General features: G+C 39.6%; 14 protein-coding genes and 3 pseudogenes. 8 read left to right on the top strand and 9 right to left on the bottom strand.

All coding sequences use genetic code 11. The features are described 5' to 3' along the window. Positions 1–122 precede the first annotated feature (122 nt). Both Xbed_RS09115 and Xbed_RS09110 read left to right on the top strand, forming a co-directional pair. A complete protein-coding gene (locus Xbed_RS09115; protein WP_086112618.1) occupies positions 123–800 on the top strand; it encodes a DUF4158 domain-containing protein in 678 nt (225 codons plus the stop codon). Continuing rightward, positions 801–3,191, top strand: a complete 2,391-nt coding sequence (locus Xbed_RS09110) for a Tn3 family transposase (RefSeq protein ID WP_139837474.1) — start codon at positions 801–803, stop codon at positions 3,189–3,191. Here the strand turns inward: Xbed_RS09110 and Xbed_RS09105 are convergent. After that, positions 3,177–3,794, bottom strand: coding sequence for a lysoplasmalogenase family protein (locus tag Xbed_RS09105; protein WP_086112616.1), 618 nt, complete (start codon positions 3,792–3,794; stop codon positions 3,177–3,179). The two genes, Xbed_RS09110 and Xbed_RS09105, sit on opposite strands and share 15 nt — an antisense overlap. Positions 3,795–4,109: 315 nt before the next feature. Here Xbed_RS09105 and Xbed_RS09100 point away from each other — a divergent pair. The 3 genes and pseudogenes from Xbed_RS09100 to Xbed_RS09090 all read left to right on the top strand — a co-directional run bounded on the left by Xbed_RS09100 (position 4,110) and on the right by Xbed_RS09090 (position 7,680). Next, positions 4,110–5,443: pseudogene (locus Xbed_RS09100) on the top strand (ISNCY family transposase). Between the two features lie 58 nt (positions 5,444–5,501). Further along, positions 5,502–6,305, top strand: a complete 804-nt coding sequence (locus Xbed_RS09095; protein WP_086112615.1) for a tetratricopeptide repeat protein — start codon at positions 5,502–5,504, stop codon at positions 6,303–6,305. 13 nt (positions 6,306–6,318) lie between these two features. Beyond that, positions 6,319–7,680 carry an FRG domain-containing protein gene (locus Xbed_RS09090; protein WP_086112614.1) on the top strand — a complete coding sequence of 454 codons (1,362 nt, stop codon included), beginning with the start codon at positions 6,319–6,321 and terminating at the stop codon, positions 7,678–7,680. Positions 7,681–7,758: 78 nt separating this feature from the next. Here Xbed_RS09090 and Xbed_RS09085 read toward each other — a convergent pair whose 3' ends face one another. The 5 genes and pseudogenes from Xbed_RS09085 to Xbed_RS09060 form a co-directional block, all read right to left on the bottom strand. After that, positions 7,759–8,766 (bottom strand): hypothetical protein, encoded by a 1,008-nt coding sequence (locus tag Xbed_RS09085; RefSeq protein ID WP_086112613.1) that lies wholly within the window; start codon positions 8,764–8,766, stop codon positions 7,759–7,761. A 198-nt stretch (positions 8,767–8,964) separates the two neighbouring features. Continuing rightward, positions 8,965–9,159: pseudogene (locus tag Xbed_RS09080) on the bottom strand (transposase); the annotation flags it as partial. A gap of 108 nt (positions 9,160–9,267) precedes the next feature. After that, a pseudogene (locus Xbed_RS09075) lies at positions 9,268–9,964 on the bottom strand (IS30 family transposase); the annotation flags it as partial. A gap of 97 nt (positions 9,965–10,061) precedes the next feature. Then, complete coding sequence (locus Xbed_RS09070; protein ID WP_167371888.1) at positions 10,062–10,961, bottom strand: lipase family protein; 900 nt, start codon at positions 10,959–10,961, stop codon at positions 10,062–10,064. 1,009 nt (positions 10,962–11,970) lie between these two features. Beyond that, positions 11,971–12,645: a hypothetical protein gene (locus Xbed_RS09060; RefSeq protein WP_086112610.1), complete on the bottom strand. Its 675-nt coding sequence runs from the start codon at positions 12,643–12,645 to the stop codon at positions 11,971–11,973. 267 nt (positions 12,646–12,912) lie between these two features. On the opposite strand from Xbed_RS09060, the gene ydfG reads away from it, so the two are divergent. Genes ydfG through Xbed_RS09045 form a run of 3 tightly spaced genes read left to right on the top strand, consistent with a single transcriptional unit; the run spans position 12,913 to position 14,414 of the window. After that, the gene (ydfG, locus tag Xbed_RS09055) at positions 12,913–13,662 is read left to right on the top strand and encodes a bifunctional NADP-dependent 3-hydroxy acid dehydrogenase/3-hydroxypropionate dehydrogenase YdfG (protein WP_086112609.1); all 750 of its coding nucleotides are present in this window, start codon (positions 12,913–12,915) and stop codon (positions 13,660–13,662) included. Between the two features lie 47 nt (positions 13,663–13,709). Further along, a complete protein-coding gene (locus tag Xbed_RS09050; RefSeq protein ID WP_086112608.1) occupies positions 13,710–14,072 on the top strand; it encodes a DUF1283 family protein in 363 nt (120 codons plus the stop codon). Between the two features lie 33 nt (positions 14,073–14,105). Continuing rightward, on the top strand, positions 14,106–14,414 hold the full coding sequence (locus tag Xbed_RS09045) for a DUF1161 domain-containing protein (protein ID WP_208612218.1): 309 nt from the start codon (positions 14,106–14,108) through the stop codon (positions 14,412–14,414). Between the two features lie 70 nt (positions 14,415–14,484). Here the strand turns inward: Xbed_RS09045 and bioD are convergent, their stop codons facing one another. From bioD to Xbed_RS09030, 3 genes are all read right to left on the bottom strand, one after another. Next, positions 14,485–15,153, bottom strand: coding sequence for a dethiobiotin synthase (gene bioD, locus Xbed_RS09040; RefSeq protein ID WP_086112607.1), 669 nt, complete (start codon positions 15,151–15,153; stop codon positions 14,485–14,487). Between the two features lie 137 nt (positions 15,154–15,290). Beyond that, the gene (gene mlc, locus Xbed_RS09035) at positions 15,291–16,523 is read right to left on the bottom strand and encodes a sugar metabolism global transcriptional regulator Mlc (RefSeq protein WP_086112606.1); all 1,233 of its coding nucleotides are present in this window, start codon (positions 16,521–16,523) and stop codon (positions 15,291–15,293) included. 144 nt (positions 16,524–16,667) lie between these two features. Beyond that, the gene (locus Xbed_RS09030; RefSeq protein WP_086112605.1) at positions 16,668–17,585 is read right to left on the bottom strand and encodes a LysR family transcriptional regulator; all 918 of its coding nucleotides are present in this window, start codon (positions 17,583–17,585) and stop codon (positions 16,668–16,670) included. Between the last annotated feature and the right edge of the window lie 59 nt (positions 17,586–17,644).

The following is a 17,644-nucleotide window of genomic DNA, read 5'->3' as shown; positions in this document are numbered from 1 at the left end:
AGCCTAAATACGGATGGAAAGATGTAATATAAACTGTATATAAATCTATGTCCATTAAAGGTGGTAAGAAAAAGATAAAGTGACATACTCAATGTGACCCTGCCATATTAAGAATTAAAAAAATGAATACCAATAAAAAGCGCCTGACTATACTGACTCAACCTGAAATTCAGGACTATTTTGGCCTGCCTCGATTTACTTTGGAGGAGCGAGAATACTATTTCACCTTATCCGATACGGAGCATCAGATAATACCGCAAGGTTGGTCTGTTAACTCCAGAGTGAACTTCATTCTTATGCTTGGGTATTTTAAATCTAGGAAAATATTCTTTACCTACACGCGGGAAGATGTCATCACGGATATCTCTTATATTCTGGCTTGCCATTTCCCTGATCATTCTGCCGCCAATATAAAAGTTTCAGGCAAGACGACCCGGATACAACTGCAAAGACTTATTTGTCAGCATCTGAATTATCAACGCTATGGCAGTGTCATGGCAGAACAATTAGCTGAACTGGCCGCACGGGTTGTTAAAAGGTCAGCTAAGCCTGTGTTTATCTTGCGGGAATTGTTAAGTCACCTCAATAAAAATCAGATCATTACCCCTGCGTACAGTACCTTTCAAGATTTGATTGGACGATGTTTATCGGATGAGAGGAGGCGTATCTGTGAGCAATTAAAATCAGATCTTAATCCTGATATGGAAGAGGCACTCACAAATTTATTATCTGAAGAATCAGGGGGTCTGCACTGGATAACCCAACTAAAAAAGGCACTAAGGGACTTTAGTTATACATAAATTGTCAGAGAATCCACCTGGGTAAAGCAACTCAGTCCCCTTTATGAATTTGCCTGTCAGTGGTTACCCTCACTTTGCATATCAAATGAAAGCATCCGCTATTACGCAACACTGATTGAATATTATTCAGTTTATAAGCTTCGGCGATTTGACCCTTTGATCGCTTATTTTTATCTTCTTTGCTACACCTACCATCGAACGCATGTCATCAATGACAATCTGGTCGAAGCCTTTATTTGCCACGTCCGCCAGTATGAAGAAGCCGCTAAACTGTTTGCTAAGGATATGGTGTATAAAAGGAAGGCTCAAACGAATGAAGATATCAAGGCCACAGGCAAAATATTGGGCTTTTTCTTGAACCCCGATATCACTGACAATGTCTCTTTTGGTGAGATACGAACCAAAGCATTTAAGTTGTTGAACAGGGAAAAAATGGAGATAGTAACCCTCTTTATCGGGTCATCAGGCTTTGATGAAGAGGAGTTTCATTGGCAACACTTGGATACCTTATCGGCCGCCTTTAAAAAGAATCTGCGTCAAATTATCCGGGTACTGGACTTTAGTAGTCATACCGATGAGTCAGGACTTCTTGAAGCCGCAATCTTTGTCCAGACTTGTCTTAGGGACGGAAAAATTTTACGGCGAATACCCGACAAAGATTTCCCTGTTAATTTTTTCACTAAATCACTTCAAAAATACCTTTACAGCCGGGAAAAATCACCTCAACTCATTCCTGACCGATATGAATTTGCCGTATACAGGATGCTTAAAACAGCTTTTGAATCAGGGGATGTTTTTAACCAGAACACCACTAAATATCGAAGTTTTACAGACGACTTAATTCCCATGAACAGGTGGGAAGCCGACAAAGAAAGTGTCCTGAATGACCTAGATCTGCCCGTATTACAGAGACCAATATCCCAAACTTTGCAAGAACTTAAAGATGAGCTTGAAGAAAAACTACAACATGTAAATCAAAGGATAATCAGCCGAAAAAATAAGGACGTTAAATTTAACAATTACCGTAAAGGCCGTACCGTTAACTGGACTCTGCCTTATAAAAAGGAAGAAGACGAAGATAATCATCGTTTTTATCATCTTGTGCCAACGATCAGCATCGCTAATTTATTAAGCTATGTGGAGAAAAAGACAGGATTTTTAGCGGGTTTCAATCATGTTTTAGGCAGATATACTAAAGTCAACCAGGATAAAAAGTCACTTATTGCCTGTATTATTGCCCTTGGCACCAATATGAGCCTGGGCAGGATGGGCGAGATTTCTGACATAAGTCATCAGGTGCTACAAATGACATATCAAAACTTCTTCCGACTGGAAACGTTAAAGGAGTCCAATGATATTGTCGCTAATGCGACCGCCAAATTATCTATTTTCCGACACTACGATATTGAGTCGGATGTGATCCACTCCAGCAGTGATGGACAACGGTTTGAGAGCCAAAGAAATACAGCCAACGCAAGATATGCATCAAAATACTTCGGTCTTAAAAAAGGAATTTCAGCGTTAACACTGGTCGGTAATCATGTGCCAATCAATGCAAAAGTAATAGGCACCCACGAGCACGAGAGTTATTTTGTGTTCGACCTCCTTTACAATAATACGACAGAGATAGATCCCGATCGCCACTCTGTAGATACCCACGGCACTAATCAGGTTAACTTTTGGATTTTATACGCGTTTGGCTATCAGTTTGCCCCACGTTATAAAAATTTTCCAACAAAAACAGAGAGTATCATTGGGTTTGAGCCGCCAGGGAAATACAGTGAAGAGTTCCTTCTTAAGCCTGTTCGTAAAGTGAATGAAGAACGGATTATCGAAGAGTGGCCAAATATTCAACATATAATGGCTTCTCTTGGTCAGAAGGAAACGACGCAATCATCCATTGTTAGGAAATTAAGCTCTTATGCCCGACAAAATAAAACAAAAAAAGCGTTGTGGGAGCTGGATAATATTATAAGAAGCATCTATATGCTCGACTATATTGATAATAACTCCCTGCGCCAATACGTTGCCAAAGCATTAAACCGTGGTGAAGCTTACCACCGATTGAAAAAAGCGATAGCGCATGTCAACGGGGGCAAAATGAATGTAAAAAGTGAAAATGAACAACATATTATCCACGAATGTACCCGACTCATAGCCAATGCAGTTATTTATTTCAACGCAGAACTCTTGTCCAGTTTGCTTGAGAGAGGTGATCCTGACGGTTTATTTGAGATGGGACAGCTGGGTAAAAAGCTGGGTAAAATATCGCCAGTGGCGTGGCAACATATTAATTTCTACGGTCGATTTGAGTTTAATGACATAGCGACAACATTTAGCGTTGGTGAGTTCGTCAAGTCGGTTGACCTGACGACATTATTTACAGATTAAAGTCATAAACAGTGGAAGGGCTTGAAAAGTAACTTTGAACCCTATCGGGGGATGGGCAAAAATAGCCAAAATAACAGCATAAATGGCAACCGGAATTTTCATGCCGTCAGGTAGATTATTCCACAGTCCGATGAGTATTAAGAATGCGATTATTACAAATAGGATAAAAACGGCAAATATAATGACAATCGTTCGGAGAATTATAAATTTCGAGCTGAAATGGTTATTTTTAACATCAGAAATATAAACACTGTCGCAACATAGCGCATAAATGTAAGCGCAATGGGTGAGTAGAAAACAAAACAATCCAGCCAAAAAATAGTCTTGCGGCAACATCAAAAACAAATCGCCACCTACGGCAAATGCAAGTCCAAAAGCAATGGCGTTACGATAACGTATTGAAACAGGTTCGCGGATCAACAGAACCCAAAACACTAATAGTACTGTGGCTGTGGGCTTAGTCAGATAGTGGAGCCAACTCCATGATGGATTTACAGAAGCACTGAGTAAAACGCCAGCGATGGCGCTAGCTGAAAGAAGGGTATAGAGCAACCTGATTTTGTTATGTAAACCATGTTGAGGGGAGCAATTATTTGATGACATATTATACCTCGTCCCACTGTTTCTTCCTTTTTACAGTAACAGAAATTTTTTTACCTGCAACAAACAGCCATGCGGTAAGGCGAATCCTGATAAAAACGAGCATAAACACGGTCTGTTATGGTTTTTGTTCATGCTGCATAAGGGGAGAAGATATGAACTGAAATATCTATCAATACAATTTAACATAATATAGATTGTGCGAATCATCATTGTTAGAACCATTTAGTAATGTCACTTTTTATCCAGATAGAAATGTCACCTTAGAGTAAGCTAAACTGAATGCAATTCTAAGGGACTCAACGGATGTTGGTGACCATGTCAGATAAAGAGATTCATCGCTTGCCAGTGATACAGGCAGTTTGTGAAAAGCGTCTGCGCCGTCGCGATGCTGCATCACAGAACGTCAGGCGCAACGGCTTATAAATCGCTACCGGGTTTCTGGTGCTGAAGGACTTGTCAGCCGCAAACGTGGTCAACCCAGCAACCGTCGGTTGACCGAATCTCTCAAACTGCGTGTACTCACGCTGATACGTGAAAACTACATTGACTTTGGGCCCACACTGGCCGCAGAAAAACTCAGAGAGCGCCATAATATCCGGCTTTCAATCGAGACCGTCCGCAACTGGATGACGTCTGACGGACTCTGGGTTCCGCATGCCCGACGCAAGTCACGGGTATATCAACCCCGACATAGGCGTGATTGCCTGGGGGAACTGATCCAGATCGACGGCTCCCACCATGACTGGTTTGAAGGCCGTGCACCAAAATGCTGCCTGCTGGTCTTTATCGATGATGCCACCGGTCGTCTGATGCATTTGCGGTTCAGCGAGTCAGAAACAGCCTTTGACTACATGCTTGCAACCCGGGAATACATCGAGCAACACGGAAAGCCGGTATCACTGTACAGTGACAAACATGCAATATTTCGAGTCAGTGGTCCGGAGAACCGCAATACCACTGTTACCCAGTTCGGACGTGTGCTTTATGACCTGGCAATCGAGCTTATTTGTGCCAACAGCTCTGAAGCTAAAGGCCGCGTGGAACGTGCGAATCAGACACTTCAGGATCGACTGATCAAAGAAATGCGTCTGGAAGATATTACCGGCATTGAGGCTGCAAATGCCTGGCTTGCCACTTTCATTGCAGACTTTAACCGCCGATTCTCACGTCCGGCCAGGTTCCCGAAAGATTTGCATCGTCCGGTGAAGGAAAGCCCCGATGAATTAAGAGACATCTTTGCCTGGCATGATGTTCGTACCGTGTCGAAATCACTGACCTTCCAGTACGATAAGATCCTTTATCTCATGGACCCCACAGAAGAAAATAGCCGTCTTGCCGGTGAAAAAATTAAAGTACTGGATTATCCCGATGGCACCCTCGCCTTCCACTACGGGCATCGGAGTCTTGATTGCCAGGCATTTGATAAGCTGGCCTGTGTCGATCAGGGACAGATTGTCGATAACAAACGCCTCGGGACAGTACTCAGACTCGCTCAGGTAAAACAGGATGAGCGGGAAAGCGAAGGCAAGCGGGAACGAAGCAAAAAATCGCCCAGCCGTAAGGCTCAGGTGCGCGTCCAGGAACAGCTACGGGCTATAAATCCCGTTCTGGCAGACCCGAGCTTGTTTGTGGCAAGTTCAAAGCGGTAGAATCGACCATCAGTGCTGCAAAGTGCCGGAACAGTGAGTTCCCAAAAGGATACTTGAGATGATTAAATTCCCGACTAAAAAGCGCGTTGATTTATATAAAAATGCCATCACTTCTGAGCAATTACAGCTGGATCTGGCTGCGGCTCAGGAATTTATGTTCGATGCCTGGGAAACTGATGACCTGGAAGTTGTACTGAAACTCATCAGAAAAGCTATCAAGAAATCCCCGCTCTGTGCTGACGCATACTCATTCTACTGCGAGATATCTCAAGAGCCCCCTGAGTCAAAAATCGGTACTCTGGAAACGGCGTTATATGCGGCCAGTGTTGCACTAGGCGAAGATTTTCAGGAATTTGCGGGCAATTTCTGGGGATTTGTCGAAACACGTCCATATATGAGAGCAAAAGCAGCTTTGGCTGATGCCTTATGGGAGTCAGGTAATTTCTACCCAGCCATGGCTCATTGCCGCGAAATGCTCAAGCTCAACCCGAACGACAACCAGGGGATTCGTCATTTATTAACTGGCTATTATCTCGAACTGGAAATGGTGGAGGAGCTGACCTTACTACTGAATGATTATTCAGAAGATGTGCGTCCGTATCTTCAGTATACACGCGCCCTCCTCGCCTACAGACAGTCATCACCTGATGCCGATGATATCGCCAGAACTGCGATTGATTCTAACAGCCACATCCCCGGCTTGTTATCAAAGTGCCGTATGCAACCGAAGTCCAACAGTGGATATATTACGTTAGGTGAATTGGATGAGGCCATTGATTATGTAAATCATAATATTAAGTCATGGATAAGAACACCTACTGCAATAGAATGGATTGTCAAACACTCATCTAATTTAATATAAGGATTTATTTTTAATGTTTAATCTAATTATGGGCGGAGAACCTGACTATTTTGAACATTGGCCCATGTATGAAAAGGTTAATGGTAGTTGTGACTTCCCAATTTCACGTATGTTAGAAGGCACCTCTGAGGACATCCGACTGAAGTTAACCCCTTTGAATGACAAGGCACTATCTTATATTGAGAAATTACCTACGTTATTCATATCAGAGCTTTATTCCAGAAATAATGTTGAGTACATTACTCTTCGGCTTGGGGTTATATCAAACCTACGAACAGTTAACAAAAACGTTGAGTTTGATTTTCAAATCACTCATTCACAAGATGATGTGGTCGTGATAGACAAAGAGTTATATCAAAAAGTTTTAGAATTAGGTTCATATGGATTGAAACGTACTCACTGGGGAATAAAGTCTAGCGATTTAAATCAAACACTAGCCCTTCTAAATATAACAACAAGAAGCACCCCACTCCCTCCTGTCGAAGCACTTCCCGATGAAATCGATAATTACCCAATAATTGATAATGTTCAAAGTTTCATGGCGTGTGTTTTAGAGCAAGAACATAAAGAAGATGAAGAAATCTTTTATCGTGGGCATTCTGACGTATCTTATGAGTTAGCCCCATCTGTTTTCAGGAAAAACAAAAAAGGTAACTTTAAGCATTTACACAATGAATCAAGCTTAGTCCGTGAAGCCCTAACAGCAAGGCCTGCTGAGTTTGTTGATGATAAAACAATGCTAGATAAGTTAGTAAGGATGCAACATTACGGACTACCAACTCGTTTGTTGGATATAACATCAAATCCACTAATCGCTCTGTATTTCGCTTGTTGTGACATTAGTAATAAAGAACTAACAAATGAGATTGATGGACATGTGATTATTTTCAAAACCAAAAGGGAACGTATAAAATTTTTTGATTCTGATACAGTAAGTTGCATCTCAAACATATCAATGCTAAGCCAAACCTTGAAAGATCAGCTGGATTGCAATATGGACAAGGAGACTTTCAATAAAATTGAAGCTTGTCAAAAGCTCATACATTACATTAAGGATGAAAAGCCTTATTTTAAAGATGTAATTATACCAACAGATTTGGAAAGGTTAATTTTCGTTAAAGGACGAAATAATAATGAAAGAATGTCATCACAGTCAGGTGCATTCTTATTATTCGGAAACAATGCTGTTTATCCAGATTTAGTATCAAATCCTGATGATTCTATGCAAGAGTTTAAAGTAGAAAAAATAGTGATCAGAAACAAAGCTAGAATATTGAAGGAACTCGCAAGGCTAAATATTACAGATGCGACTGTCTATCAGGGCATGGAAAGGACAATGAAACTAATTGCGGCCCAATTTTCCGCAGGAGATTGAGAAGCATTGAAAAGTGCCACTTATACCTTACAAGTAAAAGTGGTACTTTGAAATTTCATTTATATAGGTTTTTACAGTTCAATAGTGCTCCTTTGTCCTAGAACACCAATAACATGAAACCTCACAAAGTTCCGTTTCAGATAAGTTAAACGTAATTTCATTTGCATCTTTTCTACTGTATTTTCTTTTCGGATCTTCAGGGTTGTTTAGATGTAATTGTAATTTTTGGACGGACCACCCTTTTTTAAAATGATACACTGGGCGAACAAAGCCTTTATAATCATATAATTTAGACATAATATATTCTTCCGATAAAACATATCTATGCCACAGATCTGAAATATCAATTTCATGTATCTTCTGATACTTATAGATAAATAGTGGTGAAATAATCTCCAATGCCTTCATTAAAAGCCATAATGGTTCTTTTTCTCCTGTATGACAAAAATTACAGCTCCATTGATATATATTTTTTATATCATCTAATGAACATGGTAAGTCTAAACACTTTGTGTATTTTAACTCATTGAGGATGTGCGTAAAAGGTAACTCATAAGATTCATCTTTCCTTCCATTCTTTCTTATTATATTTAGACTTCTAAATCCGATAATGCTTTTAATCTTATTTTCAAGTGCCACTCTTATTTTGAACGGAATAGAATAAACACTAAAAGCCTGCCCAGCAGGTTGCTCTATTGATGCGTAAGTATTGGGTAGGAGTGACGATGTGGCCAAGTGGAAAAAGGCATGCTCTGGTATCCTGGATTGACCGTACGAGAGTATATGTTTTCCGCCTAAACAAAGCCCTTTTGTTGTGGCGAATTGCTCAAGGTCTGACGAAAAGTTATCCATTAAAACTGCTTTATCATTTTGGTGGGATTTTAAACCAAATAGTTCGTTCTCCTTATTAAGGCTTAACAATCTTTCTCCTTGTTCAATAATGATTTTTATGTGTGCTTCATTATTGGATAATAGATTTCTTTTACTCGGGAATTTATCTATGCTTTTATTGTTGGATTTTTGTTCCCTTAAAGCGCCAAGATAACCAGTTAATTTAACAATTAGCTCATCTAATGATTTATTCATAATCCCTCCGAATCAGTAATTTTTATATTTTCTAATAGTCAATTTCATGAAAAAAATTGTTAATACATTTAAAAAGAAAATTTGACCAGACATCCAGAGATGTAACTGGTTCAAAATCATGTGGATAAAGTTTTTGTCGATGCAGAAGTAACTCTACTGTACTTCATGACGATAACATAGACCAAAAGTGCCCTTTCTAACTTGCACAAAGAGGTGACACTTTAAAACTGCTTTGACAATCATCCTGATTTCAAACGCTTCACATGTCTGACGGACTAACTCTCGCACTCGTAGGGCGACTTCACCTGTCAGCACTTTGTACCTGTATTTCGTTACCCACACAAAATGATATTCGATCTGAAATACTGTGTGGCTGCCATATCTGTAATCCATATTGCACCTCTCGTGCAATACAGTATCGCAGCTAAAGCTGACCGACTAAAGTCGGTGGTTTTAACCTTTCATATGGAAAAATAAATTTTTGCTGATAAGTTCATGTTAAGCAAATTCGAGACCATTATCAAAGGTGATTGTTTTAAATTTGTTTTTTATCATTGATAAGTGTCTTGTTGCCACTTTTGCGACGCCTTCTGCTGTTTTATCTTCAAGATTAATAATGAACGCAAATAACGTTTTTCGTTCAACTAATGTTGATAATACACTTTTATGATCTTTGCCAACGATAGTATCTCCTTCCCAATCACCAATACGCTGCTTTTTATCAACCCATTTTGGGCGCTGTTCAATGCTGACTCTGTTTTTGATCTTTCCTCTGCGTTCACGACTTCCATAGCGTTTACGATACGGTTTTTTAGCTATTCTGAGATGCTGCCATAAATCACCACCATTAAGTTTATCTTTATAGATCAATCTATAAACGGTTTCATGATGCAAAGAGATGATATTTTCCCTTTTGAGATAACCGACTGTTTGTTCAGGGCTTAAATCTTGCCAAGTTAACTGTTTAATCAACTTGACGATCTCGGGTGTCACTTTGACGGCTTTTACCGCCGCGTGGCGGCTTTAAGCTGAGCCTGTTTAGGGCCGTATGTTTGTGCTTCTCTGTTTCGTCTCAATTCCCGGCTAATCGTTGATGGGCTCGATTGAGAGATGTTGCGATAAGGCATTGTGTAAAATCGGCTTCTTTTAAACTGAAAATCTGATATCTTTCTATTTCGGTCAGTTGCATATAGGCCATAGTGCATTTTCCTTTGGCGAGAAAGATGCCTACTATAGTAACTGACCGCCTTTCTTAGAAATTGCACTTATTAGGCGAATCCAAGTATTTTTATTAGTTAACCGTGTATTGTAACTTGTAGACATTCATTCCATGTTTCATACTCTTCTGGAACTTTTTTTTCAAGAACATCGTAAAACTTGAATTTATTCAATAAAGCAAGGTAAGTGAGTATGGTATGGTTACAACTTATTGAATCATTTATTTTCACATCGTCTCTTGGATACAGTTCAGTAACATATGGTAGTTGATAAGAATTTAAGGGTAATTTAGGAACAATGTCATTTACATAATTAACAACAGCATAATCAAGAAAATTTTGACTAACATATGTAACAAATTCATAATTCCCTACATTTGGACTAGCAAATAAGCAAGATCTATAGTTAGGATATTTATCATAAAAATCCCTCATAAGATAAGTTGCCATTGCAGCACCAAGGCTATGACCTGATATCATACAGTAACCATTTACTCCGATAAATTTTTCGATAGCATCTGCTAGTTTAAGATGGGAATAATCAATACCTGTTGTATTGTCATAAATAATGAGATCCAAAGATTTATACATTGAATAAAAACCATCAAAAACCTTTTGTTCAGGTGTATCAGACCATGGGGATATATATCCTCCTAAGTTAATATCATTAATTGCTTCTGCAAAAGTTTTGGTTCCTCGGAGAGTAATAACGTATTCGCCTGGATTTTCTATTCTCTCTGCAATATATCCAAAATTAACTCTTTCATCAATAATCATTGATTCATCTTTATCTGTTTTGATGTTCATCAATGTTGAATAATTATAATAATTACAAGAAATATAGCCTCTTAGCTTCCAACCATCTTTTTCTATGCGTGAGTCTGGAGGTGGTAAAAGGTTATTTGGATATTGATCATACATAGTTGCTGCGTATAGATCTAGTGCTGCAAATCTATCGTAATAATTTACTGTAAACATACTTAATCTCCATTTCATTGGATTTATAAAAATCAAAATAGATAACTAAAGTATATTTCCATTTTCAAAATTTGCCTAAAATTTAGGTTGGTATTTTATTTTTAAATTTATTCATATATTAATTTTTAATTAAAAAAACATAAATGCCTATATTCTACTCGCATAATGACTTAATTACAAAGCGAATTAAAGAAGCAATCATACATATTAATATGTAATTAAATTAAAGAAAAAATATTTCGTGCTAAATTTTAGCCGATCTTCCCTCAAGACAACTGAAGACGAAAAATGCTCATTAACCGCGCAGATGTGGCTGTGCGGCCGGAATACACAACAATACACAGTTGCAATGCACTAGCATTGCATTAAAATATCCAAACATGGAAAAAATTTAACTATTACAACAAAATAGTTAATTATCTAATAGATACACATTTCACTGTTTTTATCTGTAATCTAAGGAATAAAAAGGCAAAGCATGAGAAACAACTCAACCTCTTTCACATCCGCAATATGCTGGATCTCATTTTGGCTAGGGACCGTTCTTGTTGGGGCTTCCTGGCTTTACGCAAAACTGCAAGAAAAAGAGTTTTTGCTAGGATTATCAGAAGGTTTAATGAATATCACTTCCCCTGATAGCACAGTAGCTATAATGCTTTCTATAGGAACTATGCTGATTGCAATTGGACTATTGTATGTTCCGTTGTTTTACTCTGCTGTCTTCGTATCAGCATACGTAAAAGTTCTGACAAGGAAGCCAATCAGAATCTAAGATTTCCTTAATCCACGTTCCAGTAAAATAAACAGCTTTGCAGAGTCATTGAACAATATTGTTCATGGTAAGACTGTACTTATGATAAGCCATGACCCACGTGTATTTAGACTCGCTGATCGGGTTATCAAAATCGATAAAGGCCAAATCGTATTTGACGGCTTCCTTCAGGAGTATATGAACCAAGCAGCAACAAATTAATCAAAAATGGCCCGTTAACTTCGGGCCATTTTTGTACTAATAGATGTCTAGCGCTGTTTCAGCAAACTCTCCCAATTCTATTCTGGATTTTTCAAATTTCGGATGATAATTTTGCCATAAAGCGGCATTATCTCCTTCTACCCATGGAGGCGTCACTGGTATACCATTTCTCCAAAATTGAATACAAGATCGAACTTTCGGGTCCCTTCTGTTGCGGTATATCCACCTTAATTCACTTCCTGTGTATGAACTTCCCTTTCTTATTTTATTTTCATAATGTTTGTGGACAACGCTTTCCATGTCGATTCCATCTAAAATAAAATGGATACACGATCGGCGTGAGGTTTGGGAGAACCAAGATAATCCCGCTTTGCATTTTCGACTGGTTATTTGTCTGGGATAGTTAACTTTTCCACTACCATACTCAATACTCAACGTATCGTCAGAATTCCTTATCGAATTGTATTTACGATGTTCTTTTATCGCTTTATTAAAACATTCCTGATTGGATGGAATTTTGTGTTCATACATCTGACGTATGTAAATTTCACGTTGGGTAATTGAATATCTATCAATGGTTGCGATGTTATTAACATCAAGAAAATCGGCAAACTGTGGGTATTTTTGAGCATATTTGATTCTTTCTTTAGATAAACCAAAAACAAGATCGCCCTGCTCAAAGTGAGTTCTGAATGGTTGATGAAACGGCATGTTTTTTCCTGATGGATCTACATTTATTTACGTCTATAAAGAAAATTTAACAATCCATGTAGATTTGGCTCAAATAATTTATTTTAGTTATTGTTTAATATCAAGTATTTTATGACATAAAATATTCCATTTTTAAGTAAATTAGAAATTTATATTTAAAAACAATCAATTATCAATTGTTAAGGTAATTTAACCTTGACTAATACTAAATAACTTTCTCTACTAATATGGAAGCTAACAATAACAATTCGCAAGTAGAGGATAACTATGATCGTTTTTGTAACAGGGGCAACTTCTGGTTTTGGTGAAGCAATTACAAGAAAATTTATCAAGCATGGTTCCGTAGTCATTGCTACCGGTCGTCGTAAGGATAGATTGGAAAAACTGAAAAAAGAGCTGGGTGAAAAAGTCCATACTATTCAACTTGACGTGAGAGATCGTTCTGCAATTGAAAAAGCCATTCAGCAATTACCAGATACACTGCGCAATATTGATGTGCTTGTAAATAATGCCGGGCTTGCTTTAGGGCTGGAGCCAGCTTATCAAGCCAATCCTGACGATTGGGACACCATGATCGACACCAATACTAAAGGGTTAGTAAACATGACACGAGTCCTACTGCCCAATATGGTGAAAGTGAATAGTGGGCATATTATTAATATTGGTTCTACCGCAGCAAGCTGGCCTTATGCAGGAGGTAACGTATACGGTGCGACTAAAGCCTTCGTAAAACAGTTTAGTTTAGGATTGCGGGCTGATTTGCAAGGTAAAAATATTCGGGTCACGGATATTGAGCCAGGGCTTGTCGGTGGAACAGAGTTTTCACACATCCGTTTTAAAGGCAATGAGGAAAAAGTTGACAAAACATATGAAGGGACTGATGCACTGACGGCTGATGATGTTGCAGAGGCGGTGTTTTGGGTTGCGAATCTCCCTTCTCGTGTCAATATTAATACATTAGAGATGATGCCGGTTTGTCAATCATTCGCAGGTTTAAGTGTACATAGAAACCAATGATCGTAATGACACATTGTCGTAATTGACACATTGAAAGAGGTTCAAATATGCGTGCTCATAGTTCTTTGATTGTTAAATATGTTTCTGCTCTTGCCCTATTGTTGCCACTCTTTTGGCAAACACCGGCATTTTCTGCACCTTGCTCATCAGATGGCACATGTGTAACCATTAATGGAGGCGGTGACAATTCGATGAGCAAAGAAATGGCCCGTCAAAGCAAAGAAGTATGGGATGAACAGAAAAACCTACGTAAGAAAATGGATCAACGTAGAGAGAAAGCATTTGATAAGTACGAAGTAGAAGCTGATAATCGTGAGGCATGTTTGGAAAGCGCCGATATTAATGTTTATTGGGAACCAAATACTAAACGTTGTTTGGATATCAATACAGGCCGTCCGATCAAACCTTGATAGTTTCAATACCAACGTCAAAGTAAGGAGATGATGGTGAAAAAGATCCTACTGACTGTAACGTTGTTTTTTACGCTTTCTCCCTTTGCAGTACAGGCTTCACAAAAGGTGACATGTGAGAGTTTGAAAGCGGAAATTGCACAGAAAATCATTAAAAATGGTGTTCCTGAAACGGGCTTTAGGCTTGAGGTTGTCCCTAACGACCAGGTGGCTAAAGGCGATGCGGCTAATGGGAAAGTTGTTGGCCATTGTGATAACAGCAAGCAGAAAATAGTGTACATCCGTCTTGCTCATACTAAAACGGATAACCAGACTTCAAGCGATAAGAAAAGCCAAGAATAGTTTTCTGGACCAATAAAAAGGGGCATAATATGTGCCCCTTTTTACTTTTTTACTACTTACGTACTGACTATCAAATATCGATATCCGACATGGCAGAAACATCCAGATAGCAGGATAAATCTCGTTCTTCTGGCCTTAAGAGATAGGGAATTTCTCCAAGTTGCGGTGCCGGTATGTGACGCTGTAACCTTTCCAGCGTCTTGGCGTAATAAGCTAACCCAGGATTAATCCGGTTGGCAATCCACCCCACGAGAGGAACGCCATCATTAATAATGGCCTGAGCGGTTAGAATGGCATGATTGACACAGCCGGCCTGAATTCCAACCACCAAAATGACAGGGAGCTTTTCTTGTACAACCCAATCAGAATAAGACACCTCATCTTCCAGTAACATTCGCCAACCACCATTACCTTCAATAATCACGCGATCGGCTTTATGTTCTAAGTTTTTTAATCCTTTTGTCATTTGGGTAAAGTCAGCCCTATTGGCTTCCCTATAATTATTTTCCCAAATGACCGGGTTGATTTCTTCATAATCCACTTGAACGGGTGAGGACTTCTGTATAATCAAGGCATCACGATTACGTATTCCCTCCGGCGTTTCCCGTTTCTCTGTCGCAATGGGTTTATACCCTACTGCGGTTGTTTCTTCACGATTAAAGACTTGCAGTAATGCGCGGGTAACAACTGTTTTACCGATGTTGGTATCCGTGCCTGTAACAAATAAGCGAGTTAACATAAATTCATTTCCGTTTTCCATAATACAGAACAGATAGATCGGTGACGCTTTTTAGCGAGCAGGCATAGAGTGTATGGGATGTATTTGAGGGAGGGATTGCGTTAGCTCAATGTTTTACCTAATGTAAACTATTCTTCTTATCCTTGCATGAGTTCTATCAATAACTTACCACTATATAGGGATTGTTTAATTAACGCTGCTGCGGGAAGTGTGCCAGTGTTGTCAAACTGAGTGGCGACAATATCAACTTGTTGGCTATAGCCGGGAAGTGAGCGCTGAGATATTTGCTTTTGAATGGCTGGATAAAGAATATGTTGTACATTGTTCAGCGGCGAACCGATCAAGATCCTTTCGGGATTAAATATATTGACTAAAATCGCCATGATACGTCCGATTCGCTCTCCAGCATCATAGATAATTTCTGTTACCAGAGGATCACCGGCTATCGCGGCCTGACAAAGGCGCTCAATCGTCAATGGCTCATTATTAACCACCATCGTATTCATTAAGGAACAGGGATGGTTAGCTGCCTGTTGGCAGGCTTTTCGCAAGATACTGTTAATGCTGACAACGGTTTCAAGGCAGCCCCTGTTACCACAGTAACAACGTGTACCATTCGGTTCTATTTGAGTATGCCCGATCTCTACAACGCTATGATTTCCAGTATGGAGCATTTGCCCTGCCGTCATGATCCCGGCCCCTACATTATCATCAATGACTAGCTGGATAAGATTTTGGTAGTTTTTCCCGGCGCCATAGAGCGATTCAGCTATTGTCCATGCGGTTATGCAGTGCTGCAAAAAAATCGGCAGTCCCGTGCGTTGATGCAAAAATTTTCTAATGGGGATATCTTTCACATCGTAGTGCGGTGAGCTTTGAATGATCCCGTTAATCGGATCAATAATCGCATTAATGATAATGCTAATGGCTGTCAGACGTTCAAGGGCACATTGATGTCGAAAAAAGAAGTTATCAATCTCATCAACAATGCAGCCTAAGAAAGATTGGTTGGAGCGTACTGAGAAAGGCAATTCCTCTTCAACCAAGAGATGACTGCTTAAATCACGAAGTCCAATAACAATGCTCGTTTTGTTAATACGAATACACAAGAACTGCCACCCTTCGCTATCTACCTTTAGCCCGATAGCAGGACGCCCCCGAAAGCCAAGTTCAGGAAATTCGGCTTCTTTCACCAAATGGGCATCAATAAGCTCTCGCGTAATTTTTGTAATACTAGCCGGAGCCAACTGGGATTTTTTGGAAAGTGCAATACGCGAGATAGGTCCGTACTGATCAATTAACCGATAAACCAACCCCACGTTCGTCTGTTTAATCTGGTCAATATGATTTGGATGAACATCGACACTCACCTCGCCTCCCGCTATTTATTTCGCGCCGCTAAAAAATTAATGACGATTATGTCGTTGTTTAAGCGAGAAGATATCCGTTTGAAGTAGAAATGTGATCTTTCACACGAACTTATCGTGATTATTGCTTTTGATTAACCATTTCATTTACTCATTTTGGTCTAAGATATTGGAGATTAAGAGATGAGTCAGGCGATCTACGGCTGCACCATTATTGTAATTCTTATGCTTAACTAACCAAACTTCTGAGTAAGTGGGATTCTGTGCTAAAGGCAGATATTGGACGCCGTCCAGTTTCATGCGGGTAAATGATTCAGTGATAATACTAATTCCTAATCCGGCGGCAACCAATCCAAGTATTGTCATCGCCTCCCCGGCTTCTTGTGAAATCACGGGAGTCACACCGGCATTTGCCAACAAAGAGATAATTTCATCGTACAAAGCCGTTCCTACATCACGTTCAAAAAACACCAGTGGATAATCAGATAACATTTCCAGGTTAACGCCTTCATTTGCGTATGCAAGCAAGGGGTGACCATCATATACCGCGAGCATAAAGCGCTCCCGGAAGAGCAGTTGATACTCTAGATTATCTGGCAATGAGGTATTGCGCATAATCCCCATATCAATTCTACCTGTCTGCAAAGGCGCTATTTGCTGCTTGGTATTCATTTGATGCATATGAATGGCCACATCAGGATAAGATTCCCGAAACTGACGCAGGCTCAGTGTTATCTTGCGCATAAAGGGGGCGGTGGATGTAAAGCCAATGGATATCTCCCCCAATTCTCCTTGATGCATTCTGGCCGCTTTAATCGCTGCTGCATCAACCTGAGCAATTATCTGGTATGCCTCCTGAAGAAACATCTGTCCTGCGGGTGTCAGGCTGACATTTCGGTTATTACGCATAAGTAGCTGGGCGTTTATATTCGCCTCAAGAGCTTGGATCTGTTGGCTTAATGGTGGTTGTGAGATATTTAACCGCTCTGCGGCGCGCCCAAAATGCAATTCTTCTGCGACAGCAATAAAGTAACGTAAATGCCTGAGTTCAATATTGACGGCCATACTCTACCCTCCAATTTTCCACAGTAAAATCAAATAAAAACACCTATCTACTTCAATTG

The organism is Xenorhabdus beddingii (genome assembly GCF_002127545.1).
GTDB classification, from domain to species: Bacteria; Pseudomonadota; Gammaproteobacteria; order Enterobacterales; family Enterobacteriaceae; genus Xenorhabdus; species Xenorhabdus beddingii.
This window is presented reverse-complemented; position numbering and strand designations above follow the sequence as displayed.

Bases quoted from the DNA above. Each gene is read 5' to 3' on its own strand.
- Xbed_RS09060 (WP_086112610.1), bottom strand. From the start codon at position 12,645: ATGCCGTTTCATCAACCATTCAGAACTCACTTTGAGCAGGGCGATCTT.
- Xbed_RS09045 (WP_208612218.1), top strand. From the start codon at position 14,106: ATGGTGAAAAAGATCCTACTGACTGTAACGTTGTTTTTTACGCTTTCT.
- ydfG (WP_086112609.1), top strand. From the start codon at position 12,913: ATGATCGTTTTTGTAACAGGGGCAACTTCTGGTTTTGGTGAAGCAATT.
- Xbed_RS09050 (WP_086112608.1), top strand. From the start codon at position 13,710: ATGCGTGCTCATAGTTCTTTGATTGTTAAATATGTTTCTGCTCTTGCC.
- Xbed_RS09115 (WP_086112618.1), top strand. From the start codon at position 123: ATGAATACCAATAAAAAGCGCCTGACTATACTGACTCAACCTGAAATT.
- bioD (WP_086112607.1), bottom strand. From the start codon at position 15,153: ATGTTAACTCGCTTATTTGTTACAGGCACGGATACCAACATCGGTAAA.
- Xbed_RS09090 (WP_086112614.1), top strand. From the start codon at position 6,319: ATGTTTAATCTAATTATGGGCGGAGAACCTGACTATTTTGAACATTGG.
- Xbed_RS09095 (WP_086112615.1), top strand. From the start codon at position 5,502: ATGATTAAATTCCCGACTAAAAAGCGCGTTGATTTATATAAAAATGCC.
- Xbed_RS09085 (WP_086112613.1), bottom strand. From the start codon at position 8,766: ATGAATAAATCATTAGATGAGCTAATTGTTAAATTAACTGGTTATCTT.
- Xbed_RS09105 (WP_086112616.1), bottom strand. From the start codon at position 3,794: ATGTCATCAAATAATTGCTCCCCTCAACATGGTTTACATAACAAAATC.
- Xbed_RS09070 (WP_167371888.1), bottom strand. From the start codon at position 10,961: ATGTTTACAGTAAATTATTACGATAGATTTGCAGCACTAGATCTATAC.
- Xbed_RS09030 (WP_086112605.1), bottom strand. From the start codon at position 17,585: ATGGCCGTCAATATTGAACTCAGGCATTTACGTTACTTTATTGCTGTC.